This is a genomic window from Plectonema radiosum NIES-515, assembly GCF_025753815.1.
GTDB lineage: Bacteria > Cyanobacteriota > Cyanobacteriia > Cyanobacteriales > Nostocaceae > Hassallia > Hassallia radiosum_A.
Map to the genome: position 1 here is coordinate 1 of NZ_JAOWRF010000295.1, position 25,207 is coordinate 25,207.

19 protein-coding genes and 2 pseudogenes are annotated in these 25,207 nt (G+C 40.5%); 5 read left to right on the forward strand and 16 right to left on the reverse strand.

Going from position 1 to position 25,207, the window contains the following annotated elements; genetic code table 11:
• Positions 1-148 precede the first annotated feature (148 nt).
• From OGM63_RS20280 to OGM63_RS20325, 10 genes and pseudogenes are all read right to left on the reverse strand, one after another.
• Positions 149-361: a four helix bundle protein gene (locus OGM63_RS20280; protein WP_263747462.1), complete on the reverse strand. Its 213-nt coding sequence runs from the start codon at positions 359-361 to the stop codon at positions 149-151.
• Between the two features lie 474 nt (positions 362-835).
• Positions 836-1,666 (reverse strand): annotated as a pseudogene (locus tag OGM63_RS30070) (formylglycine-generating enzyme family protein); the annotation flags it as partial.
• A gap of 15 nt (positions 1,667-1,681) precedes the next feature.
• Positions 1,682-4,111: pseudogene (locus OGM63_RS30075) on the reverse strand (SAV_2336 N-terminal domain-related protein); the annotation flags it as partial.
• Positions 4,112-4,113: 2 nt separating this feature from the next.
• Positions 4,114-5,118, reverse strand: a complete 1,005-nt coding sequence (locus OGM63_RS20295; RefSeq protein ID WP_263747463.1) for an AAA family ATPase — start codon at positions 5,116-5,118, stop codon at positions 4,114-4,116.
• Between the two features lie 21 nt (positions 5,119-5,139).
• Positions 5,140-6,588, reverse strand: coding sequence for a VMAP-C domain-containing protein (locus OGM63_RS20300; protein ID WP_263747464.1), 1,449 nt, complete (start codon positions 6,586-6,588; stop codon positions 5,140-5,142).
• A gap of 7 nt (positions 6,589-6,595) precedes the next feature.
• A complete protein-coding gene (locus OGM63_RS20305) occupies positions 6,596-7,675 on the reverse strand; it encodes a trypsin-like peptidase domain-containing protein (protein ID WP_263747465.1) in 1,080 nt (359 codons plus the stop codon).
• A gap of 201 nt (positions 7,676-7,876) precedes the next feature.
• Positions 7,877-8,590 (reverse strand): hypothetical protein, encoded by a 714-nt coding sequence (locus tag OGM63_RS20310; protein ID WP_263747466.1) that lies wholly within the window; start codon positions 8,588-8,590, stop codon positions 7,877-7,879.
• A 1,010-nt stretch (positions 8,591-9,600) separates the two neighbouring features.
• Complete coding sequence (gene aspS / locus OGM63_RS20315; protein ID WP_263747467.1) at positions 9,601-11,388, reverse strand: aspartate--tRNA ligase; 1,788 nt, start codon at positions 11,386-11,388, stop codon at positions 9,601-9,603.
• Between the two features lie 280 nt (positions 11,389-11,668).
• Positions 11,669-12,139: a DUF29 domain-containing protein gene (locus tag OGM63_RS20320; RefSeq protein ID WP_263747468.1), complete on the reverse strand. Its 471-nt coding sequence runs from the start codon at positions 12,137-12,139 to the stop codon at positions 11,669-11,671.
• An 874-nt stretch (positions 12,140-13,013) separates the two neighbouring features.
• Complete coding sequence (locus OGM63_RS20325; RefSeq protein WP_263747469.1) at positions 13,014-13,184, reverse strand: hypothetical protein; 171 nt, start codon at positions 13,182-13,184, stop codon at positions 13,014-13,016.
• A 291-nt stretch (positions 13,185-13,475) separates the two neighbouring features.
• On the opposite strand from OGM63_RS20325, the gene OGM63_RS20330 reads away from it, so the two are divergent.
• Positions 13,476-14,426 (forward strand): ABC transporter ATP-binding protein, encoded by a 951-nt coding sequence (locus OGM63_RS20330; RefSeq protein WP_263747470.1) that lies wholly within the window; start codon positions 13,476-13,478, stop codon positions 14,424-14,426.
• A 124-nt stretch (positions 14,427-14,550) separates the two neighbouring features.
• Positions 14,551-16,488 (forward strand): ABC transporter permease subunit, encoded by a 1,938-nt coding sequence (locus tag OGM63_RS20335; protein WP_263747471.1) that lies wholly within the window; start codon positions 14,551-14,553, stop codon positions 16,486-16,488.
• 94 nt (positions 16,489-16,582) lie between these two features.
• Here OGM63_RS20335 and OGM63_RS20340 read toward each other — a convergent pair whose 3' ends face one another.
• A complete protein-coding gene (locus tag OGM63_RS20340) occupies positions 16,583-18,268 on the reverse strand; it encodes an NAD(P)H-quinone oxidoreductase subunit 4 (RefSeq protein ID WP_263747472.1) in 1,686 nt (561 codons plus the stop codon).
• Between the two features lie 114 nt (positions 18,269-18,382).
• Here OGM63_RS20340 and OGM63_RS20345 point away from each other — a divergent pair, with 114 nt between their 5' ends.
• Positions 18,383-18,505 carry a hypothetical protein gene (locus OGM63_RS20345; protein ID WP_263747473.1) on the forward strand — a complete coding sequence of 41 codons (123 nt, stop codon included), beginning with the start codon at positions 18,383-18,385 and terminating at the stop codon, positions 18,503-18,505.
• On the opposite strand, the gene OGM63_RS29925 is transcribed toward OGM63_RS20345, so the two are convergent.
• The 4 genes from OGM63_RS29925 to def all read right to left on the reverse strand — a co-directional run bounded on the left by OGM63_RS29925 (position 18,485) and on the right by def (position 21,012).
• Positions 18,485-18,634 carry a PIN domain-containing protein gene (locus tag OGM63_RS29925; RefSeq protein ID WP_375340510.1) on the reverse strand — a complete coding sequence of 50 codons (150 nt, stop codon included), beginning with the start codon at positions 18,632-18,634 and terminating at the stop codon, positions 18,485-18,487. The two genes, OGM63_RS20345 and OGM63_RS29925, sit on opposite strands and share 21 nt — an antisense overlap.
• Positions 18,635-18,819: 185 nt before the next feature.
• Positions 18,820-19,359, reverse strand: a complete 540-nt coding sequence (locus OGM63_RS20350) for a DOMON-like domain-containing protein (RefSeq protein ID WP_263747474.1) — start codon at positions 19,357-19,359, stop codon at positions 18,820-18,822.
• Positions 19,356-20,486, reverse strand: a complete 1,131-nt coding sequence (locus OGM63_RS20355) for a phosphotransferase enzyme family protein (RefSeq protein ID WP_263747475.1) — start codon at positions 20,484-20,486, stop codon at positions 19,356-19,358. Before OGM63_RS20355 ends, OGM63_RS20350 begins: the two co-directional genes overlap by 4 nt.
• Entirely contained in the window at positions 20,479-21,012 is a 534-nt protein-coding gene (gene def / locus OGM63_RS20360) for a peptide deformylase (protein ID WP_263747476.1), read from the reverse strand. The genes OGM63_RS20355 and def overlap by 8 nt, the downstream gene beginning before the upstream one ends.
• A gap of 494 nt (positions 21,013-21,506) precedes the next feature.
• On the opposite strand from def, the gene OGM63_RS20365 reads away from it, so the two are divergent.
• A complete protein-coding gene (locus OGM63_RS20365; RefSeq protein WP_263747477.1) occupies positions 21,507-21,824 on the forward strand; it encodes a DUF2605 domain-containing protein in 318 nt (105 codons plus the stop codon).
• Positions 21,825-22,130: 306 nt separating this feature from the next.
• Positions 22,131-22,448 (forward strand): DUF2973 domain-containing protein, encoded by a 318-nt coding sequence (locus OGM63_RS20370; protein WP_263747501.1) that lies wholly within the window; start codon positions 22,131-22,133, stop codon positions 22,446-22,448.
• Positions 22,449-22,563: 115 nt separating this feature from the next.
• Here OGM63_RS20370 and OGM63_RS20375 read toward each other — a convergent pair whose 3' ends face one another.
• Entirely contained in the window at positions 22,564-24,846 is a 2,283-nt protein-coding gene (locus OGM63_RS20375; protein WP_263747478.1) for an amylo-alpha-1,6-glucosidase, read from the reverse strand.
• Positions 24,847-25,207 lie beyond the last annotated feature (361 nt).

A 25,207-nucleotide genomic window follows, 5' to 3' on the forward strand; every position in this document is an offset into this window, starting at 1 on the left:
CCCCCGATTTTATCTTAGTCCGCGTAGGCGGACTTGGTTTGTTTAGCCGCGATTTTAATCGTTTGGGCTTGGTTTGTTTAGCCGCGATTTTAATCCTTGGGGCTTGGTTTATTTCACCGCGATTTTAATCGTTGGGACTTGGTTTATTTCACCGCGATTTTAATCGTTGGGGCAGTGATTCTAATTGTTTTAGCTTTTCTTTGTTATAACGTGCAACCAGCAAGCCTTCTAATAAATTGTACAAGCCATTGATTATCCTGTCTCCTAAAGCGAATTTATGTAGTTTTGGCAATCGATTGAGAATTGGAACATACCATTTAATCAAATCGTAAGTCTTTTGGATGATTGGCAATTCTTCCATTATTTTTCCCAAAGCACGCATATTTACATGCTCAAGTTTAGGCGTTGCTGATTTCAAATATGAATTATAAATTTTGGGGTTGATTGTAACATTAAAACCCTTATTGTAGAGACGTTCCGGCGGAACGTCTCTGAGCGTTGAATTAGTATTTTCATATTAAAATTCAGCACCGCCCAAGTTTATGTGTTATGCTGGTTGAAACTGAAGTTACCATTTATTAGTAATATCAAGTCCGGATAATTAGTTATGATTCCCACACACTGCACCCCACCCCTTAATCCCCTCCCCGCTTGCGGGGAGGGGAGACAAAGCACAGCTTTGGCGGGGTGGGGTTCCGCGCTTAGGAGTAAGTAATCAAGTGGACATGATATAAATCTTAACCTTTGTCAATCTGCAAAAAAAATTGATCGCTCCGCTCCGCTACACTTGAAAAGGGCAAAGAGAAGAAGTGCAGAGGGCTAAAGGGCTAAAGTGTCAAGGGCGAAGAATCCTCGCGATCGCACCCGCACACACCACCCGAAAACCGACAGTGTTGAAGTCGTTGACGGGGTTGTAGTCGCTGCGAATAGCAGAACGGCAGTAGCCAGGGAAGTCGAACCAAGACCCACCGCGCAGCAGCAGGGAACGATTATCATTATCACTTATCCACGCGCTACCATCTGTTGGCGCTCCATCATAATTGTTATGCCAATGGTCTGCACACCATTCCCAAACTAGACCGTGCATATCATATAACCCAAAGGCATTCGCTACACCAAAGCTGCCTACTTCGGTTGTTTCTCCTCGATAAGTTCCTTTTACGCCAGAACCGTAAGTATAGTTACCATGGTAATTTGCCAGTTCAGATGTAATCGTCTCACCAAAATGGAATGGCGTAGTCGTACCAGCACGACAGGCATATTCCCATTCGGCTTCACTCGGTAAACGGTAGGGCTTGCCAGTTTGACGAGAGAGGCGATCGCAGAACTCTTGAGTATCATACCATGAAACTCGTTCAACTGGACGATTTTCTCCTTTAAAATAAGATGGCTCTGGATTAAGTTCGCTATTTACTTGTGGAAGTGCTGCTACTGCTTGCCATTGCGCCTGGGTTACTGGATACTTACCCATATAAAAGGGAGCAATTGTAACTTCATGCTGAGGGCTTTCATCCTCTCTTCGTTCAGCTTCATCTGCTGGTGAACCCATGATAAAACTACCTTCAGGAATGGCAACCATTTCTAGCTGTACTCCATTCCCTAAATCTTCAATAAAATATTGAGATGTTTGACGATGACGGTGAATGGTTAAATGACGACTTGCCACCAACTGTTCGAGATTGGCTTTGAGATTTTTTTTGGTGACTTTTTCACCAAATACTTCTGATAACACTCCCCATAGCTTAATAGCAACATTCTTGAGGTGACGCACAGAGTATTCTGCTGAGACTGCTATTTGCTCATAAGTTTGATTGGCTAATGTTCCTTGTATTACTAACTGTTCAGTATCGTTGAGATGTTTTCCTGTTTTAGTAAAAATCATCTCATCGGCAATTTCCGGAAGATTATCTCTACTGATTTGAGCAGGTTGATTAACCTTGATAAGTGCGACTTCAAATTCAAAGATTTGTAGGTTGAATCTACCTCTAAAATCAATTTTGCCTTCATTGGGATAGTTTAACCATCCTTGAAATAACTTACCTGTTTGCTGACTTTCCCAAAAATAGCTATCTTCGCTATTTACTTGAAAAGTGATACTAGCAGCAGTTTGATTATCATCAAAATCCCAAGACAATGTTTGCCGTTCTACTTTCACATTTTGAATTACTGCCAAACCAAACCGAGAACGGAACTGCACTTCACCCTGTTGAGAAATTAGTAAATGTTCTGGTTGTGATTCTTTTTGCCAAATACCAGTTTCTCCAGCCCATTTTACTGCACAAATGTATTCTCCAGCATATTTTTTCACAAATTGACTGAGGTCTAATTTTTCAGCCTCAAGCGCATAGCTTCCTCCCAATTGTCGTAAAACTTCAGCCTTGAGTTGTGCAAAGGGACGAATCTTGGCTTCTAAAGCATTATTATCATGTGTGAGTAGCAGCGCTTCAAATTCATTTATTGATAACCCTAATCGTTTACGAATAAATTCCGATATTTTATCAAGAACTGAAATTTGTTGATGAGGGGGGACAAAATCTCGCAGTAACTCTCTCACACCATCAACAAACTCATAGGCAATATAATCAGGATGGTCAGAACTTGGTAAACGTTTCAACAGTCCACTCATAAACACTTCTGCTACATGAATTTGTGTTGATTCTTTTAGCAAGGTTTGCTGAATTTGGTGTACAACAGATATACTCACAGGAACTGCTGCCATTAATCCAGCTAAACGTCTGGCTTGTAACGAAGCATTTGCGCGGAATAGATTGACTAATTCAAAAGCCTGACTTTTCACGTCATGTGGAAAAGCTAACGCGAAACCTAACCCCCCAGCCCCCTTCCCTACTAGGGAAGGGGGAGAATTCAAAGCCTCTCTCCGCTTCGGGGAGAGGTTTGGAGAGGGGTTTTCCAGATCCCGTGAAAAGTCAGATTCAAGAGCAGATAGCTGGGGTGTAGGGAGTAAAGACTGGGTAGTAGTTTTTGCTTCTGGATGAGAATTAAATTTAAATCCTGCTGTTGAGATATTTCCTTGACCTGCGATAACTTTTGACCAGATAAGTAAAGGTTCTGGTTCTAGGGTAATAACAGGAATAGAAGTCAATGATTTGAGAATTTCTGATTTGTTTTTATCTGCAAATTCATCAATATCATCTTCATCCCATAATTGTGCAATTAGCTGGGAATTGTAGACTCCAGCATTGCAAGCGGAAAGTAAAACCGGAATTTGATCAACTAAAGCTGTCCTTTCCCAAAATCTTTCTGGAAGTAACTGAAGAATAGTAATTAAACCACGTTTCCCCCATAATTCTAGGACTGGATGAATCAGTTTTTTTCGCCAAATCGGAGAAATACAATCACTTACCAGGAGAATTAAACGTCTCCCTTTGGGGTCGATTAATATATCGGGTTTGTGGGGAGTAAAATTATCAAATCCTGTACTATTTTCCGCAAATAATTGTATTTTTGTTTGAGTTGAAGTTTCTGCGCTTTTTAATTTCCAAGTCCGCACATCTCGAAAAGCACCATGATATTTAAGCAGTTGTTGAAATTCTCTAATTGTTTGTTCCCAAATTTCGGTGATGCTAGTTTCTTCCACTACCAAAGCTAATTCTAACCATCTTTCGGGAGTGCTTTTGAGAACTGGTATGCCAATTTCATCTTCTGCAAAGCGTTGAACTGTAGCTTGTTCATCCAATATCTTTTCTGTAGAAGATGGTACTTTCCGCATGAGAGGACGAAGCGCACGTCCTAAAGCCAGGGAATTTCTCAGCGCTGCTGCTGCGGGAATTTTGATGGGAATCGCTTCTGTGTTGTCTGTGGTGCTTGGCTTTTCTGTCGGGTGAGGAGGAAGAACCACCAAAGATGTTGGGTCTTGATCGAGAATAACTGGAGGTTCGGTAGCTTCAGGTTTTGAAGTATCTACAGGTTTTGAGGAGTCTGGTTGTGGTGTTGCTGGCTTTGTTAGTTCCTGGGGTGACTGTTCTAGCGATACCTGCGGCACACTTCGTGATCGCTCCATGTGAACTGCCAACCAGAGAATGTCTGCTAATTCTCTGGCAGTGAAGTCGAACCCAGCTTGTTGTAGAATGGCGAGCGATCGCTCTATCATGATTAATCTCTACTATTTAAGTAGCGCAGCAAATGTTCTACTAACTTGGTTTTGGCATCTTTATCTTTATCCTCATTATCCACCGATTCAAGCATGGGGGAATCAGATTTATTAGCTGTATTCGTCAATATATAAATAGCATTGAGTAATTGGTCTGTAGCTAAATCACCTTTATCCCGTCGGTTGAGAAACTGCTCAATAAGTTTCTCTGCTTGTCCAATAATATTATCACCTAAATGGGCTTTGACAATTTTTTCTAATTCCTGACGACTTGGTTGTGGTAAATCTAACCTCAAACATCTTCGTAAAAAAGCCGGGGGAAATTCTCGTTCACCATTACTTGTCAAGATAACAAAGGGAAACTCTTGACATTGGACTTTGCCTTTAATAATGGTTGCAGGCTGGTTGTCATAAGTTTTAACATGAATGTTGTCTAACTTATTTTTATCATCTTTATTATCTGCATTAGCTATTCTGGCTAATTCCGGGATATCAAATTCACCTTCTTCAAAAATATTCAACAAATCATTAGGTAAATCAATATCGCTTTTATCCATTTCATCAATCAATAACACCCTTGGGTTTTTCAATCTTGATGCAAATGCTGTTCCCAAAGAACCCAATTGAATATATTTACCAATTTTTGCTAAATTATCTTTATCATTAGCTTTAGCATCTTGTAAACGACCAATAGCATCATAACTATACAACCCTTGCTGTAAAGTCGAGCGAGTAGTAATATTCCAACGTAATACTTCACCTAGATTTAATTCCTTAGCTACTGCATAAGCTAAAGAAGTTTTTCCCGTCCCCGGTTTTCCTGTTACCAACAAAGGACGACGTAGATACAACGCTGCATTTACTAGCTCTATTTCTTCTTCCCTAGCTTTGTAAGTAGAACCTCGTTCTTGTTTTTCAAATTTTCGCCAACTAGGAGCATCGGGAAGATTTTCGATGTTATCATGAGGCTTTTCAGGGTTTCCTTCAAATATTTTCCAAGATGTCATGGCTGAATATTAATGTAAAACTTATGGTAGTGATGCAGGTAAAATTTCTGGTGGTAATATATTTGGATTGTCCCATAATAAAACTATATTCTGTCCAATATGCTTTTCTTTTCTAAAGGCTTTTCGACGTATTTCTGTAATTTTTTCAGGTATTTTCATAATCGAACACTTTTTTAAAATTGATTCAAATTCAGACACAAAACCTGAATCTTCCAATTTAGACCTTAACCATAAAGCAACTGGGATTCCAGCCTGATCAATAGCTTTCAAAATATCCTCAGAAGGAGTGTTAAATGATTTTACACCAAGAACATTAGATGATAATAATTGACCCAAACAATCTTCATTGTTTTCTGGAATCAAATAGGAACAGCATATATCTTCACGTTGCTTGTGTAGAGTTTGCCACTTATTCTGCCAACGTATGATTTTTTCGTCTCGACATTTTTTCTTCAGCAGTTTTTTGATCCGTTGATAGGAACGAATACTGACATTATACTTCATACCTATTCCGTATAATTCATCATCATCATCATCATCATCAATTTTTTTTTGAATAAAAGTATCAATTGGTTTGTCGAATAGTTCACGAGGTAAAAAAATTTCGATTGTTTCAAGTAAATTTCCCATTGGATCAATGCTTTGTTGAATAAAATAGCTCAATAAACTTGGCATTTCTTCAAAAGAAAATTTTTCTTTTTTTTGATAAGTTATGTCCAATGACTTAGACTTATATCTTAAATTCTCTTCCTCAATTACCCAAGATTTAACAATATAAAGATTTTTATCAGGTTCTTGAATACTCGGTTCTATTAAGATAATGAGGTGTCTTTGTATATTATCTTGTTTGTGCTTTATATCTTGTCTAGGTTGTTGATAAATGTGATCAAAATTGGCAGTATACTTTACCCTCCACTGTTCTAATTGATGATTAATATTAGGAAGTAATTTCTGAATACTTAATAATTTAGCTACAAATTTAGCAATTGATTGTAGAGAAGCTTCTTTTTCATAGATATCTTTAAATTGGGTGAAAATGTCTTCAATATTTTCAGGTTCCCAGTCACTAAAGTTATTAGATAAACAGGCAGAATATGACTGCTGTATTTCCTTAAAAAATTGTTTTTCTAAAGGTACAAGTATATTTTTTAATTTAAAGATTGCTTGTTCTTCGACAATTTTTTGTGCTAACTTATTTATCTGTTCTTGGACATCTTCACCTACATCTTCACTAATTAATTTTAAAAATCCACAAAGGGCTATTTCTCCAGATGGTAGATTTCCAGAAATATCTAGCTGCAATATGAGAGCGGTAATGTAGTTAGATTTCTTATCCCAATAAACTTCCTTAGATATCTTTTCTTCTGTTCCTAATAGTTTTATTAAATGAGTTATACAATCTTGACTATCTGTCAGATATGTATTCAAAATATCTACTAATTCTCGCATTAATTTACTACTGATTGCCATCGCTCAATTACCCCTGCAATTGTGCATAAATCTCCGGTGCATTTGTCTGCAAATCTTTCAGCACAGATATCATACTTGTACCCGCATTGCGTAAATATTGCTGCTGTGTATTTGGCTCTGTTAATATTCTCCCGCTATGATGAATTGCAACTACTTGAAAATCATCATCAAATACAGGTGAGCCTGAGGAGCCAGGGAGAGTGCTTGTAGTGTATTGCACATCTTTAGTGTCAGCATAAGCAACAAAGTTGTTTTGGATGGAGATTTTTTTTAAATGTCCACCAGGATGCTGAATAATTGTTACTCGTTCATTTTGCCTTACTTGCTTGTTCTTAAGTTTTAAAGGATTGCCAAAGTCAGGGACATTATTAAGTGATACAACTGTATAATCTAACTCGTAATTTGTATGAAATTTGCCATTGGGTAAGGCGTTGACTGTAATGATAGGAGATGCTTGACCGTTTTTATCTAATTGATAATTGAAGGTATATTCAGCTTTTTCAGCTTCCTCTTGGCTGACGATAACATGGTTGTTGGTCATCAATAAATCTGGTGCAATCATAAAACCTGTACCCGCTTCAGTAGGTCTATTTGATTTGGGAACTTTGATATGAACAACGGCTTTAGCTGCATCAAGCGCCATGTCTAAAATATAAATGTGGCGTAATGTATCTTCACCAAGAATTTTTTCTTTGATATCAGCTATATTATCAACCCCTCGCCAACGATCAATTAAGCGATTGGGACTAGCTGGTGTATCAAGAGGATATCTTTGAAATAAATCTTGAATGAAAGAAGTATCTTCATCACCTGTATAGGGTTGAATATAATTGAGGAAAACGCCTAAAGCTTCTTTGCCATAAGCCACCTGTCCAAAATTGGAGAAGAAACGCACTACTTCTACCGCGACATTCATCGGTATACCATCCAAATTTAATTGTCCCAAGATGATATTTGCTTTAGGTTCACCTCCAAAAGCACCTTCAACAAAACGACGGCGCTCGTACACAGTAGTGCCAAACCCTGGTAAGTTAGATACTATCTTAATTAGGCGTTGAAAGTCTGTTTGAGATAATTGAACAGTCATAATTACTGATTTTGTATTTGATTGTGCTTGAGTTCTAAGAAGGAAAGTTTCCAGAGATTGACACTATCCATCAAAATTTATGGCGTTGCTGAATCAGAATATGAAATGCCAAAATTACCTTTCTTTTTCTTTGTACCTTTGCTACGAGTGCTACGAGTGCGTGAGACAAATTCATATTTTAAATCAGCAACGCCAAATTTATTATGAAGGTTCTTCTCGAATAATTTCATACCAGAAAGATAAATCTTTGACATTATGAGAAGCCCTTTCAGGATGTCGCCCAATGCCAAATCCATCTTTATACTGCAACCATGAGGTATGATATAGTCCTATGGTATTACCAGTAACTTTGCTGAGGACTTGGCGAGCTAAATTACCCAAAATTGATGCTCCACCAATCGCAGTCCCGACAGCCATAAGTCCCGGTGTAGCCCCAGCCAGCCCCAGGAGACTATTTACTGCCCCTTGAAAATTAGGTGATTGTGAATTGTTGTGAAGTAGGGTGGCTAGGTCTTCAGAATCTTGGCGATCGCGCGATACTGTGATGAAGATATCCAAGAAATGAAGAGCCTCTCCATAGAAGATTAGTAAACCGTTCTCACCAGTAGGCAAACGATCCTGACTTTTAATCCCCGGAAAACGAAAGGTTTTAGGCATATAAACGCTGGCTGCTTCACCTGGTGTTGCGTGACCGTGAACCACCAGGGCATCTAACCGCATCTCTGCATCGCCAAACCACTTTTTTGTATCCCAAATCATAATATCTTGCAATCTTACAGCCAAATTAACAGCTTGTGGCTGGCTGAATGACTCCCGACTACCCCGTTGAGAGGAGCCAATTTCACGCTCCATCTGCTCAATAGCCACAGCATCAGGGGGCATAGCTTCATCAATTAACCATTCCTGCTGATTCATCCATAACTCCTAAAATTTCAAATTTCTAGATTTATTCTTCAAATAAATCGGATTCCTGCTTTGGATACATCCTGAGTATCCTATTTTTCGGATTTTCAGGCAATCTCATACGCTATGCTTATTATGCGTTGCCCGAAACCTCTGTAGAGACTACCAACTGCTACGTCTGTGCATCATACAGCAGATTGCGTTGTTATTAAATACACGTAGAGACGTAGCACTTGGTAGTCTCTACAAGGAGAGGGGTTTTACGCATGTACCTCCTGCAACCTGAAATTTGCTGTATGTAATAAACCTGTCATGATATTACACATATTGTAGAGACGTTCCACACCGAACGTCTCTACGACGGGTTTTTATACCAATCCCAATCTGATAAACCTGTCATGATATTACACATATTGTAGAGACGTTCCACACCGAACGTCTCTACGACGGGTTTTTATCCCAATCCCAATCTGATAAACCTGTCATGATATTACACATATTGCAGAGACGTTCCGCCGGAACGTCTCTACGACGGGTTTTTATCCCAATCTGATAAACCTGTCATGATATTACACATATTGTAGAGACGTTCCACACCGAACGTCTCTACGACGGGTTTTTATCCCAATCCCAATCTGATAAACCTGTCATGATATTACACATATTGTAGAGACGTTCCACACCGAACGTCTCTACGACGGGTTTTTATCCCAATCCCAATCTGATAAACCTGTCATGATATTACACATATTGCAGAGACGTTCCGCCGGAACGTCTCTACGACGGGTTTTTATCCCAATCTGATAAACCTGTCATGATATTACACATATTGTAGAGACGTTCCACACCGAACGTCTCTACGACGGGTTTTTATCCCAATCCCAATCTGATAAACCTGTCATGATATTACACATATTGTAGAGACGTTCCACACCGAACGTCTCTACGACGGGTTTTTATCCCAATCTGAACAATAAGTGCGGACATCGTATCAAAATACAATTCAAGCACGCTGATGAAGTCTAAGACTTCGGTTTATAAGTTGATGCAACGTGCAATTCTTTCAATTGCTTTGCATCTACACTCGAAGGTGCATCTGTTAACAAACAACGCGCTTGTTGCGTCTTGGGGAAGGCAATTACATCGCGAATTGATTCTTCCCCAGCTAACAACATCACCAAGCGATCTAAACCGTAGGCGATACCACCATGCGGTGGTGTACCATATTCAAATGCCTCTAAAAGAAAGCCAAATTTACTTTGTGCTTCTTCCGGAGATAAACCGATCGCTTCAAATACCTCTTCTTGAATTTCTCGCTGATAAATTCGCCGACTACCACCACCAACTTCAAAGCCGTTGTAAACTAAATCATACGCTTGGGCGCGGGCAGTTTTCAAGTCGGACAAATCATCAGGATGCGGTGCTGTAAATGGATGGTGCAATGCTTCTAAGCGTTTCTCATCAGCATTCCACTCAAACATCGGGAAATCTACCACCCAAAGCAAGTTGATTTTTTCTGGATCGATTAATTTAAATTCTCTGGCGATCGCTTGCCGCAATCTATCTAAAGTCTTATTGACAGTTGCCACATCTGCTGCTGCAAATAATAGCAAATGTCCGGGTTTGGCATCGGTGCGGCGTAAAATTTCCTGCTTTTGTTCTGGTGTTAAGTTGTCTTTAATCGCACCGATGGTGTCAATTTCCCCATCTTCTCTGACGCGGATGTATGCTAAACCTTTGGCACCGGCTTCCGCAGCTTCTTTGAATAAGTCGCCACCTGGTTTAATACGGACATTGGAAATTGTATCATTGCCGTTGGGAATCGGCAAGATTTTCACAATCCCGCCATTGGCGATCGCTTCACGAAAGACTTTGAAACCAGAGTCTTTTAATATATCCGAGACATTGACTAGTTCCAGCCCGTAGCGGGTATCAGGTTTATCACTGCCGTAACGCTCCATTGCGTCTGCGTAGGTGAGACGGGGGAAGGGAAGTTGTAATTCGATACCTTTAACTGTTTTGAAGATATGCGAAACTAACTTTTCGTTGAGTTCGATAATTTCTTCTTGGGACATGAAACTCATTTCCATGTCCAATTGGGTGAATTCTGGTTGTCTGTCAGCACGTAAGTCTTCGTCCCGGAAACAACGAGCAATTTGATAATAGCGATCGCATCCTGCTACCATCAATATCTGTTTGAAAAGCTGCGGTGATTGCGGTAAAGCAAACCACTCACCAGCACTGACACGACTGGGTAAAATGTAATCGCGTGCGCCTTCGGGGGTGGAACGAGTTAAGATGGGGGTTTCAACTTCGATGAAGTTTTCCACATCTTCGAGATAGCGACGCATGGTTTTGACGACTTGATGACGTAATTGTAAGTTACGTGCCATGCGATCGCGTCGCAAATCTAGATAACGATATTTCAGCCGCAAGTCTTCCCGCACATTCTCGCTGTCTGCGGTGGAAACTTGAAAAGGTAACTGTTTGCGAACAGCATTTAGCAATTCGATTTTATCAGCGTAGATTTCCACAACGCCAGTGGGGATGCGGGTATTTAGCGATTCTTCGGGACGCTGCGTTACCCTACCTGTGATTTCCACGACATATTCATTACGCAGAGCGTTAGCTGGTTCGTAAGAATTTGGGGTACGTTGGGGGTCGCTGACAATTTGGACAATGCCAGAGCGATCGCGTAAATCTAAGAATATCACACCCCCATGATCGCGGCGACGGTCTACCCATCCGTTAATGGTGACAGTTTCTCCAATATGTGATGAACGGAGTGCGCCGCAATAGTGAGTTCGCATAGGTCTTAATACTTATTTCTGGAGCTAGATGGGCTAGTTTATGTCAAAGCTTTCCCATTATCTAGCATCAATAGTAATTGTAGTCATAAAGATGCAATAAGCAAATCGCCAAATTAGAAGATGGAGATTAAAAAGACGGAAATTGGCGAGTTTTTTGTTTTTATACTCAGTCGGGGAATGCCCTGTCTTAAGGCTGCGGACTCTGCAATACTATGTTTTGGTTTTTACAAGGCGTATGCGGTGTAACTCAACTCGCAAAAAACAAGTTAACTGTTAACTGTTAATCACTATCTCCATAAAAATCTTCATCTAATAACTGTTCTAGAAGAAAAGAACAATCCAGAGGATATTCTTCTTCTTTATGTTTTCTAACTCCAAATTTAGCGTTTTTACTTTCTTTGATTGCCAGTTTGCGAGCATCGGCATAAGCCTGAGAAATAACTTCAGTAATATAGTTTTTAAAAGAAGGATTTTCTTCCAAATCTTTTTTTACTCGAAAACGATGTTCTGTCACAGAACTATACCAGCTTTGTTTCATCATTTCAGGAGCATCAGATTGAACGGTTAACTTTAGTAAATGAGCAATCAGTATCGTTAAGTTGCTCATAAATGACCGTTTCTCTGCTTTACCCATGTCTTCTAATTCTAAAAGCAAATGCTCCCAATCTATATCATTAAACCGATGTTCTTTAATTTGCTCAATAATGCTTTCTCGCCAAAGATTAAAATCTTGTTCATATTGATTATTCATATAATAGTTCTCGTTTACGTGAGGTACACCCGTAGGGGCACAGCACTGCCCATTGGTGTCAACAAAAGCCTAGAAATAGCTTAACTGTTGGCTGACTCACCCGCCTTGAACTTTAGTTCTAGGCTAATAGCTAAAGTCTACTTCAGTAGACTAAAGATTCTTGGGGATATTTAGTCATCTTCAGATGACTTTTGCTATTAGCAAGGAACTTCAGTTCCTTGCGGGACATAGCTTTTACGTTAAGTTGACACGTATGGGCACTGCCGTGCCCCTACACATCGTGATGTAATATTGTACAGGTAGAACGATTTACGAGCCTTGGAGAAATTGCTGGGGAAGAAGTTTTGAGTGAGTTGTTTACTTTGTATTCAGAACTCGATAATTATTCGGCTGAATCCGGTCAAAACATTAAGTTAGCAAGCACCACTTGATAGCGCATACTTTGTTTCGCCTAGAAAAGCATATCTTTAATTTAACTGCTATACAAAACTTGGCTAAACTTATCTAAGCTTCACCATTCAACTAGAAGTAATTTCTAGAGGGTTTGCTTCCTGCTTCAATCAAGGGAGTCGGCTCCTTCTTGTCCACAGGCGTAAATTCGGCTCTAGCCGAGCCTATTTGTAATATTTTACGGGCAATCACATAGTAAAGCTTTTAGCCATTGTTCATTCAGTATTTTAAGCCAATTTAACGAATCGTGGTCTTCCGTCCGACTTGTTAGAGGCTCGCTAGTAATGAACGCGACTGTGGTTTACAAATTAGCTATTTTTTGGCCTTGGTTTTCGGCAATTATTCAAAAATACCAGAAAGCTTTAACGCTGTCAACTTCGAGAAGTGAAAAGCTATGAGTAACTTTAACTAAGAATTTGAATATTTAATCTAGCTCTCCCATAAGTTCGGGAACCGCTCCCATAAGTTCGGGAACCGCTCCCGTTACGAGGTAGACCGCTCCCGTTACGAGAGCTATAGCTGGAACCGTAGCTTTCGCCGGAACCGTAGCCATATCCGTAGCCGGAGCCATATCCGTAGCCGGAGCCGGAGCCATAGCATTCGCAAAGAAAAGTCGCTATAAAAGAAAAGTTTTGGGCGAATATAATTCGCTACTACACAGGCAAAGTCCGCCTGCTTTCCAACCCACGGAGGTGGGTTTTGTTTGTGTAGCCGCGATTTCCAATCGCTAAGACAAAATCAAGACTTTCCAACCCACGGAGGTGGGTTTTGTTTGTATAGTAGCGAATTATATTCGCCAAGGCTTTTCTTTTGTTTCAATTTCCGAAACTTGCCTGACAAAAGCTGTAGAGAGAAGTTAGGTTAACTGTTAAACCGCACAGCAGCTATGGTAAAAGAACTGGCAATTCGCACCTGTGGACTCACTAAGCAATTCGATCGCCATGTTGCGGTTAATGATGTTGATTTGGAGATCCAAGCGGGTGAGGTTTACGGACTGATTGGTCCCAATGGCGCCGGTAAAACAACTCTCATGCGGATGTTGGCAACTGCTGAGGAACCGACTACGGGTGAGATTTATATTAATGGCGATCGCTTGCTACGTGACAAAACTAATCCGACTCTCAAACGTCGTCTCGGCTACTTACCCGATGACTATCCCCTTTACGATGATCTCACAGTTTGGGATTATCTCGATTATTTTGCCCGTTTGTATCGCTTGCGGGAACCGCGCCGCACTCAACGCTTACATGAGGTGTTAGAATTAATACAACTTGGCAATAAACGCCATAGTCAGATTTCTACTTTATCGCGGGGGATGAAACAGCGTCTGTGTTTAGCGCGAACAATTATCCACGAACCAATTTTACTACTACTAGATGAGCCAGTTTCCGGGCTTGACCCCATTGCCAGAATGCACTTTCGCGAAATGATTAAAGCGTTGCAAGAAGCTGGAATGACAATATTAATTTCCTCCCATGTTCTCAGCGACTTAGCAGAACTGTGTACTTCAGTGGGAATTATGGAACTTGGCTTTTTGGTAGAAAGTGCTTCACTAAAACAACTTTATCAGCGTCTTTCTCGCCAGCAAATTTTATTATCGACTTTGGGAAATTTAGAACCACTCTTAAGCGAATTGAAAAATCATTGCCTAGTAGAGGAGTGGGAAGTTATGCTAGATAAACAAAGTGTGCGCGTCTACTTTTCAGGGAATCAAGAAGATAGTGCTTTATTTTTGCGATCGCTCATCGAAGCTAACATTCCTCTGAGCGAATTTCACTGCACTCAAGAAGACCTAGAAACAATTTTTCTCAAACTAGGTCATAAACAAGCATCTTAAAGATTAGACATCTCCGCAAAAGAATGTAGAGACGCTAAATTTAGCGTCTCTTGGGGTTTGGTTAACGCATAATTAATTTTCGCAGATGTCTATTGTTGTGAGTTGTTATTTGGAGCGTTGTTAGTTGCTAAATAAGCACCAATTACCATTTACTGAAGGATTTGTGATTATGATGCTCAACTTAATAGATAAAATCGGCGATTGGAATCCGCAATTATTGCGGGAAATTAAAGGTCGCTTGAAAATTGTCCCTGTGGCGATCGCATTTATTATATCGCTACTCGGTCAACTGGTATTATTCCTGTTTCAATTAAAAGATTTTCCTGGAGAAAGATACTCTTTAATCGATCAATACTGTACTGTAAGTAAATCTTATCGCCAGCAACAAGACGCGCTGTATCAACAAATAAACACATTGAATACAGCGATATCAAACTTTAAAACAACTAAAGCATCTACTACAGGTTCACTGGTTGATCTGCAAACTGAACTCAAATCAGCGAATACAAAAAGTCAAGCTTTAAGCAAATATCTTTCCGAGAATTTTTGCCCTCCTAATCAATTAAATATGCAATTGTGGTGGCGAGATCACTGGGAATACATATTTCTCTCATTGAGCGTGATTTTTATCTTCACACTTTTAGTAGCAGGAACTTATTTACTCATCAATAACCTAGCTAATGAAGAACGTCGCGGTACGCTAAATTTTATTCGTCTCAGTCCCCAGTCAGAAGTAAATATTTTGATTGGTAAGCTGTTAGGAGTGCCAATTTTAGTTTATCTTGTAACTTTAGTAGCAGTGCCTTTACATTTGTATGCTGGACGTTCTGCTAATATCGCCTTCAGTTACATTTTTAGTTTCTACGCTGTTCTTGTTGCTAGCTGTATTTTATTTTATAGTGCAGCGCTACTTTTTGGTTTAGTTTGTCGTTGGTTTAATAATTTTCAACCTTGGTTAGGTAGTGGGTCGGTTCTAATATTCTTAAGTATGATGATGATGATGGCATCGTCTTCTGGAACAAATTTCCACAATTCAACAGCTTGGTTTAGGTTATTTAGTCCCTTCGATATCACCAATTATCTGTTTCCCAATTTGTTTCACTTATACAACGGTTCACCACTGAAACAATTGCAGTTTTTCTACTTACCGATTGGAACAAATGTTACTAGTATTGTTGGTTTCCACTTATTGAGTTATGGCTTGTGTACGCTTGGTATTTGGCAAGGATTAAAACGTTGCTTTCGGAACCCGAATATCGCTGTTATCAGCAAGCTTCAAAGTTATTTGCTGGTAGCTGGTTTGCAAGTAATGATGTGGGGATTCACTTTGCAATATGTAAAAAATTATTGCCCACCTACTTTGGTTCACCAACGTTCTACAGATTGCTTGTACGATGTGAATTCTCAAATTGGCGAGAATTTCATAATTCTAGGATTTTCTAATTCAGTGTTACTTCTTGGTTTAATTGCAATTCTCTCACCTCACCGTCAAGCTGTACAAGATTGGGCAAGATATCGACATCAGGGTGTTTGGAAGAATTTGCTCAAAGATTTGATTTTCGGTGAAAAGAGTATTGCACTGGTAGCAATGGCAATTAATGTAGCGATCGCCATTATCCCATTAATAGTTTGGATTGCAGTTGCACCCATTTTAAATGTTCACCATAACCCTAGTTCACTTGGGTTTGGAAACCATATTCACCGGATTCATCTAGTTTTTGCTTTAGCCTTATTTATCACCTTGATGATGATTTACGCTACCATAGCTCAGTTGATGTTGATGATGAAAACTTCCAAGCGTTCTTTGTGGGCAATTGGTACTGTAGCTGCGGTAATGTTTTTACCACCGATGATTCTCCAATTGCTCACCATTGATCCAGCAAAAAATGCTGGCTTATGGCTGTTTTCCAGCTTTCCTTGGGCAAGTGTAGTATATGCCTCTACAACAACAATTTTTATGACACTCTTGGGTGAATTGAGTGTTTTGGTATTGTTAAACTTTCAATTGACAAAACGGGTAAAGTTAGCAGGGGAATCTGCGACTAAAGCATTGTTAGGCTGATATTAATTGTAGTCAGCGCTTGGGCGCCCAAGCGCTGACTACAAAGTTTTCTATTAACGTTTAGGGCGATCGCCTAATTTTCATCAAAATCAGCTTACTTGACAATTCCTAAAACAGGTGCAGTTTCAGACTCGGCAATTTGCGGAAGCAAGAATTTAGTAGCATAAATCTGGGGATTTCCTTGGGAAATTGTAGTATACGATTGGCGAATTTGAGCATTTAACGCAACAGTCTTTACGTCGTACATTTGTGTTGCCAGCTTGGGGTAGAACCCGATGCCGATAATCAACACCAGAAAACAGGCAGCAATAAACACCTCACGCGGTCTGGCATCCTCATAAACTGCCTCGCTAGGCAAAGCGCAGTCTGTACCAAAGCAAACCGCTCCTTCATCATCCTGATTCTCCGAGCCGGCATTGGTAACGTCGCATGTGAGAGCAGCACCAGAACCGTAAAATATTTGTCGCAGCATCGAGAGCAGATAAATCGGTGTGAGGATGACTCCCACCGCAGCTAAGAAGACCGTGACGGTGCAGAAAGTGGAGCTGTAGACATCGCTGGTGGTAACACCAACAAAGACTGCCAATTCGCTAACAAAGCCGCTCATACCGGGGAGAGCTAGAGATGCCATTGCCGCGATTGTAAACAGGGCAAACACTTTCGGCATTACCTGACCAACACCGCCCATTTTATCCATTATTAGGGTGTGGGTGCGATCGTAAGTCACCCCTGCTAAGAAGAACAACACCGAGGCAATTAAACCGTGGGAGATCATTTGCAACATCGCACCGCTAATTCCCAAGTCGGTGAAGGACGCAATACCCAGCAGTACAAATCCCATGTGGGAAACTGACGAATAAGCTAGGCGACGCTTCATATTAGACTGAGCAAGAGAGTTCAACCCACCATAAATAATGTTGACAACACCTAGAATTGCCAGCATCGGGGCAAAATAAATGTGTGCATCGCCCAAAAGCTCCAGATTCAGGCGAATTAGTCCATATCCGCCCATCTTCAAAAGCACACCTGCTAGAATCATTGACACGGGAGCAGAAGCTTCACCATGAGCATCAGGCAGCCAGGTGTGTAGGGGAAAAACAGCCAGCTTGACACCAAATGCAATCAGCAATCCTGCGTATAGCGGTAATTCTAGTGCTAGTGGGTAATCCTTCATGGCAAGCTCGACTACATCGAAGGTCATATTGTCCCCGTAGACTGCCATTCCTAGCGCTGCAACCAAGATGAAAATAGAAGCAGCTGCGGTATATATTAAGAATTTTGTCGCTGCGTAGCGACGCTTTTGACCCCCCCAAATCGAGACGAGCAGGTAAACGGGAACCAGTTCGATTTCCCACATAATGAAAAATAGTAGCAAGTCTTGGGCGACGAATACCCCTATCTGTGCAGAATACAGTACCAGCATCAAGAAATAGAAGAGCTTCGGCTTGACATTAACTTGCCAAGCTGCAAATATCGCTAGTGTCGTCACCAATCCAGCCAGAAGCACCAGGGGGACAGATAGTCCATCTACCGAAACTGCCCAGTTAAAATTTAACTGAGGCACCCAGGTATACTTCTCTGCGAGTTGAAAAGTAGCGCTGCTGGGGTCGTAATGCTTCCAAAAAGCGTAGCACATCAAAGCAAAGTCGGCGATCGCCACACCTAAAGCATAAAACCGCACAAGTTTGCCGTCTTTATCAGGTAGTACGGGGATTATAAAGGAAGCAACGAGTGGCAGCAGGACAATCGCAGTTAGCCAGGGAAATCGATCCGCTATCATGGCAGTGAGCAAAAATACTTATATTGTTAATAAAAATATCTTAGGTGATTTTGTAACGATTTATAAATCAGTATTTATCGCAGATAGCCATCTAGTCGAGTCTATAGTGCAGAGATGAATGAAAAAGTTGTGGTGCGATCGCTCTTCAGCAAAAGAAAGGAAATTAAGCGATCGCACTATCATTTCGGCATAGTTTGGGCTGAACAAAGCAACTACTTACCAAGTTACCGTTTGTAAATTTTCAATCTCAAGAAAATGAGCATCGCGTGTAACTAACATCAAGTTGTATTGTAATGCGATCGCTGCAATCCAAATATCGTTTTCTGGTAACGGATGTCCTTTAATACGTAATAGGTATTTTTTCAGCGGTAAGGGAGTAGTATCGCTTTGGTGATAACGTGGAAATTATGCTTTCAATGCGATCGCCATTCATCAAGTTGCACTTCATTGGGCAAAAGCCAGAGATGCTTATGCCATAACGATTTGAGATGTCAAATCGTGAGAATTTGGCTCAAACAACACAAAAGGCTTTTTTGGTATTAGCGGACAACTCACAATTCAACAATAAAACTGTCTCGTCGATGAAAATCCGCTTCTTCACCACAATGAGTTAATGCCCAATAGCTAAGATTGCCATCATTCGATTTAATAACACTAGTAATTCCAACTTCTAAAGATTGCTGCACCAAGATAAACTGATTTAAATCAACTTCTAAGTCAACCAACAAAGCGTTTGATTTTTGCTGAACGCTAAACGGTAAGGATGTAACAGCCATTTCCTCTTCTAACCCTTGCCGATAATCCTCTAAGCGAAAGACATTCCAATGTCCGGCAGGAGAAAGATTAAACTCCCAATAATCAGGAGAATTCTTAATTCCAACAAATAACTCGAAACATGTTTCTTCCCAAAGATCGTATTTGCGCTTTCTTAAGTCTGCTGATTCAGGAATCTGGACTTTTGTCAAATTGCCAAGCAGTGCATAACAAATAGTTAATTTATTGCCGTTTCGAGCGATACTGCCTGTAATCTTGAAATCAGACACTGAGCTTGTCAAATTAAATGGCTGCAAATCAAAATTTTGCTCGTTCATCGCATTTCCTCAATGATAGTGCGGATAGCAGTTTCCTGAGATTCGATACTTTCGGTGAGCTTAAATTGTACAAGTGCCCTAGCAAGATTATGTTCTGGGTATTTAGTTTTAAAGTAGACATTACCCGCTAAATAATCAGTGAAAAATCGCAATCCCAACTCAAAGGCAATCAAGCGGATTGCATCGTACATATATTCATAGTCGCTAAGATTGAGGAAATCTCTTGCCACGGAGAGATAACCTTGCAAAACAGATTGACAAATATCGGTGTCAAAGCGCACCATCTGCCACTGGTCTGTTTCTTCTCCCAAAGGATTGCAGCTTGAGCGCAGACAATCACCGATATCATAATGAACCAAACCAGGTTTAACGGTGTCCAGGTCAATAATACTGATGCCGTGCCCGGTTGTAGTGTCTATCATGACATTATTTATCTTCGGATCGCCGTGAATTGAGCGTAAACGCAGATGTCCTTGTGCTTGGGCATTTTCTAAAACGTTTGCCCAAGAAGAGCGATCGCTTACAAATTGCAAGCAATACTTGACTTTTGCAGATTGACTCACGCTACTTTGTAAAGACGCCAAATACGAAGTCTCTACATATTGTTGAAGGTAACGCGGTGTAATGTGGAACCCTGGAAGAGTGTCAGCGAGTTTTTCCGTAGGCAAATCGCTGATCAGGTTATGGAACATACCCAGCGCATAACCGACTTCACGAGCGTGATTGCTATCTTGAATTGTGTCAAAAGACTCGGCAGCGTCAATAAAGCTGATTGCCCGCCAGAATGACCCTTCAGCATCAATAAAGTGATTTTGGGCATTTTGTGTCATAAGTACACGGGGAACCTCCCAGCGGCGATTTGGGGAGGTTTCTTGGAGGCGATCGGCAAAGCTTAAAGCCTTCAGCTTATCGTGCACATGAATAGTAAAGATACTCATGTTCTGCATCACGAGTTTCGGTTGACGAAACACCTGCGTGTTGATGCGTTGCAGGATAAAATGCTTTTCTTCTAGAAAATCCAGAGTTACAAGGAAAGTATTATTAATATTCCCATGCCCAAATTCCTGGATGTTGACGATCTTACCTTGTTGCTTAAATCGGTCTGCAATGTCAATCAGATTATTCAAAGTTTTCCCTTTGAAATTGATATTCCTGTTCAGTCATTATATCTAAAGTATTTTCTACCCTATCTAAAAAAACAATTCCCTCAAAGTGGTCGGACTCATGTTGAAAAATTCGCGCTACAAAATCAGTAAACTCTTGTTTTTGTAACTTACCATTGCGGTCAGTATATTCTACTTCTATTGCTTGATATCTAGGAACTAATCCTCTAATTCCGGGAATACTTAAACAACCTTCCCAACCTTTAATAATTTCATTTGAATGTGCCGTTATTTTCGGATTTATCATCGCTGTTGGTTGCATCTCCGGGGCGTTAGGATATCGAGGATTGGGACGCGAAGCAACGATAAATAAACGCTTTTGTTCTGCAATTTGAGGTGCAGCAATTCCCACCCCGTTACTATCAGCAACTGTTGCCAATAAATCTTCAATGAGTTTTTGGATATGCTCGTCTTGAATATTTTCAATTTCCTGAGCTTGGGAGCGCAATATGGGATTGCCTAATTGAATAATTTTTCGGATTTCAGCCATAATATAACTCCTTTTTTTAGGTAGTAGGGCTTCAGCCCTTCAAATTGAATACTTGAGCGGTAAACCGCTTACTACGGTTCAGGTACAGTATTTTAGGTTTACTTAATAGCTAATAGCTAAGACAATTTATGTATGAAGATGTATCTAATTTAGCCCACGTAGGTAAGCTCTTATTTGTATGAGAGATAATTTTTTTAACTGGCTGTATGATTACGTATTTTCATAAAAAATATCAAAATATTTTGATAATATCATATTTCTCATAATTAAACTTGAATATAATAATTTTTTCTCAAGCTGCATCTATCTTAACCCTGCAAGTACAGCTATATATATCGGGACTGTACAAACCTTTGGTATAGCTTATATAATAAAACTGTAACGTTTTTGACAAAATCATAACTATTTCTGTCGTGAGATAGAAATAAGAAAAGTGTTAAGAAATGTAAATAGCGTTAATATTAGTAAGCAAGTTAGAAATATGCCTCTGATTTATGCGAGACTCGAACTTACCAGAGCCAGAGTTGCTGAAGACGGTTTTGCAGCCGTTGTTGGAAGATTTTCAGTATTGGTTTGCGCGATCGCGTGAATTACTGGAGACAGAGCAACTCTCATTTATGAGTCACCAGGAGCAATCCGATCTACTGTTGCGAGTCAAGCAGGCTCAAGACAAAGTGAACACAACGAAAATGCTGTTTGCTGCAACTGACGGGCAAGTCGGCATTGAGATGGAAACTTTAATGCCTTGGCATAAATTAGTCACAGAATGTTGGCAAGTGGCAATGCGCTTTCGTCAACATCGAGAAGTTTAATGTTTTTAACTTCAGAATTTTGCTAAACTTCTTGGCAATAGCAAAACGGTATATAAGTCGAAGAGATACTACAAAATCGTTCAAATCCTTTGAATTAAGAAAATATTGTATTCTATGCCACGTTACATCGACTAAGACTTAAAAAATTGTCTCACATCGACATAGGCGCACTTTTTGTGTGTTGAATATTCGCTTTAGCCCGGAGTAACGGTATCGGCAAAACCAAGCAATACAGTCAGGATGGGGAAACCCCACCCAAAACGACAAGATAAAATTTTAAAACCGCAGCACCTGGAGGAAAAACCGATGTTACACTTACTTTACATTCTTGCTTTTACCATCCTTGCTTTTATAGCCGTTGGCAACTTAATTCGCAACTTGATGATGTTCAGTTTTGACGCAGACCGAACTTATTCCAGGTCATCAATTCAGCACGGAAACTCGGCGTATATGTCATCAAGAAAACAATTTATACCACATCCAGAGTTATTAGATAGTTCTGGAAATTTAATTAAAGAACCTTTATTGGTAATGCGTTCAGTCAACGTTGAAGATGCTCGTCAGCAATTAGATGCTCTTTATGAAGCTTCCCCAGGACAAAAAAGTGAGAAGGAGGAAGGCTAAATAGTTAGGAGTTAAGAGTGATGAGTTATGAGTTAGGAGTTAAGATTTAAAACTCCTGTACTCCTGTAGAGACGCGAAATTTCGCGTCTCTACAACTCCTGTACTCCTAACTAAATTACGCTTCAATAACTACACGGAGATTACCGCGTTTTTTGGCAACGCGACAAGCAGTGGTGTTACCAGAGCGTTCAAATTCTAAATCGAGAACGGTACCACCAACGCGCAAATTCTGGAATGACAAACGATTAATCGACTCTGGCAAAGCGGGGTCAATTATTCGCAAGCAGTTATTTTGAGCATCAGGCACCAAATTTACCATCATTTGCAGTAATTGAAAGATACTGCCAGTAGCCCAAGCTTGAGGAGTACAAGCGACAGGATATAGCACGGGGGAGTTATCACCGTTACGTTCATAGCCGCATAAAAGTTCTGGGGGACGGTGGTAGGGCTGCTGGCTAGTCATATCGATCAAGCCTTGGTACAATTCTAAAGCTTGATCGATTAAACCGAGCGATCGCAAACCCATTGCAATGAGCGCGTTGTCGTGGGGCCAAACTGAGCCAATATGATAGCCCATCGGATTGTAAGCTGGTGACAAACTACTGAGGGTGCGAATGCCCCAACCATTAAACATATCCGGTGCCCGCAACCGCTCTGCCACACTGTAAGCTTTTTCTGGGGTGAAAATTCCTAAAAGCAGACAATGACCGGGATTTGACGTGATGCTATCTACATGCTTACCGTCTCCATCCAAAGCAAGAGCGCAGAAATCCTCGTCTTCCATCCAGAAATCTCGATTGAAACGAACCTTCAGGCTTCTTGCTTCTTCTTGCCAGCGATCTGCTAAATCAAGCCGCTTTTTCGTCCTCGCAATTTCTGCCAGACGCATTTTCGCAGCGTACACATAAGCTTGCACTTCACAAAGGGCAATTGGTCCGCTTGCTAATTCTCCCTTGCGGTCTACAATACAATCACCAGAATCTTTCCAGCCTTGGTTAGCAAGACCGCGTTTAGATTTGCAATAGTAGCTTAAGTAGCTAGTTTGTTTCATATTGCGATCGATCCACTCCATTGCTGCCAGAGCATGTGACCAAAGTTGCTCTAGAGTTTCTTGATCGTGAGTCCAAATGTAGTATTCAGCATACAGCATCAGCCACAGAGGAGTAGCATCAACGGTACCGTAGTAGGGTGTGTGGGGAATTTCTTGACAACGCGCCATTTCTCCCAATCGCAACTCGTGTAAAATCTTACCCGGTTCCTCTTCACGCCAATCATCTTCATTTTTACCTTGGTATGCGGCTAAAAGAAAAAGAGTTTCTTTGGCGATTTGCGGATTTAACATTAAGCTTTGGTAAGCTGTAATCAGCGAATCCCGCCCAAATAGTGAAGAAAACCACGGCACACCAGCAGAAACAATTTTATGCTTGCCAAAAGACTGCCGCAACAAATACATATCTTGTTCCGCTCGCTCGATGACTCGATTAAACAAGCTTTTATCTGAGCGAATTCGGGTAATTTGTTGTCCCCAGTGCTGTTCTTCCATCACCTCAGCGGCTTTTGCTTGTCCGAGGGTGGCAGGGGCACTAACAGTAGAGCTAGATTTGTTGTTTGTTAACATATTCACCCGATAACCCAGTTTTTGGGTTTCGTGGGAAGCCAATTCCATCCGCCAAACCGCTGTGTAACCTTTGAAAGAATCGGGGATTCGATGTTGGAATTGAATGCGCGATTCCATGATTAAGCCATCTAGACCTTGGTAGGCTAGTGTCAACATTTCTCGTGTCGCTGTTGTCTGTATCGCCGAAACGCCACCATCACAATTGAGTATTGCTTCCTCAATTGTTGGGTCTAGTAGGCGCAAAAGTTTACCGCGTTTCTGTCTGTCATAGCCCCGCACTTCAAATAAATCGACAAAATCCGCATCAAAGCTGATAGTTAGTTCAAAGGTAACGGTAGTTGTGCTATAATTAGATACTTCTATTTCTTCAAATAGTGCGCCGTTAAGGACAAGTTCGCGGCGAATCCCTACGCTGTCGGCATTTAGGCGATCGTCGATTCTGGGATTAGTACACAAAACTGAAAGTGAAAATCCCTTGTCGGCAGTACTGCTGAGGAGAACAGGCGATCGCCCTTCAATCTGCAACTCCAAACGACTGAGAAATCTGGTATCAGAGCAAAACAGTCCCATACTGGGGTTGCTGTCGTTGAGTGAACAACCAGATATATTGCCGATAGTGTCTGTCACAAAAAATAAATCATCATCTTTAACAGTAAGTGTCGGCTGTGGTCTTTCTGTCACCACACAAGCCCACTCTGGGATAGGTATTTGTTCGGCATGTACAAAAGTTTTTCCGTCTAGCGAAATTTTATCTGTGAAGGTCAACTTATCCGGTGTCATTAGCCAAATTTCCGTTTACAGGTTTATGTTCAGGTGGTTCTAGCAGCGTCTACGAAAAAGACGCTTTCAAAATCTATTTGAGCCATTGAGCAAAAATAATACTCACATACAGGCGACAAAAGGACATCCACAAAAGCTATATAATTAAATCTTTATAATTGTATATTTTTTTGAATTTTTGTAAATGCAAATTTCAAGGGAAAAATTAGGAACTTTTACTTAATTTATTTACAGCTGAAACTGAGAAAGCGTAAGGGACAGAGACTATTTAGCCAAATTGAAAATTAACAGCTTTTGCTCTTAGTTTGGCAATCCGGATTGTATGAAGCTTTCTTTATATTCATTGATTTTATAACAAAAA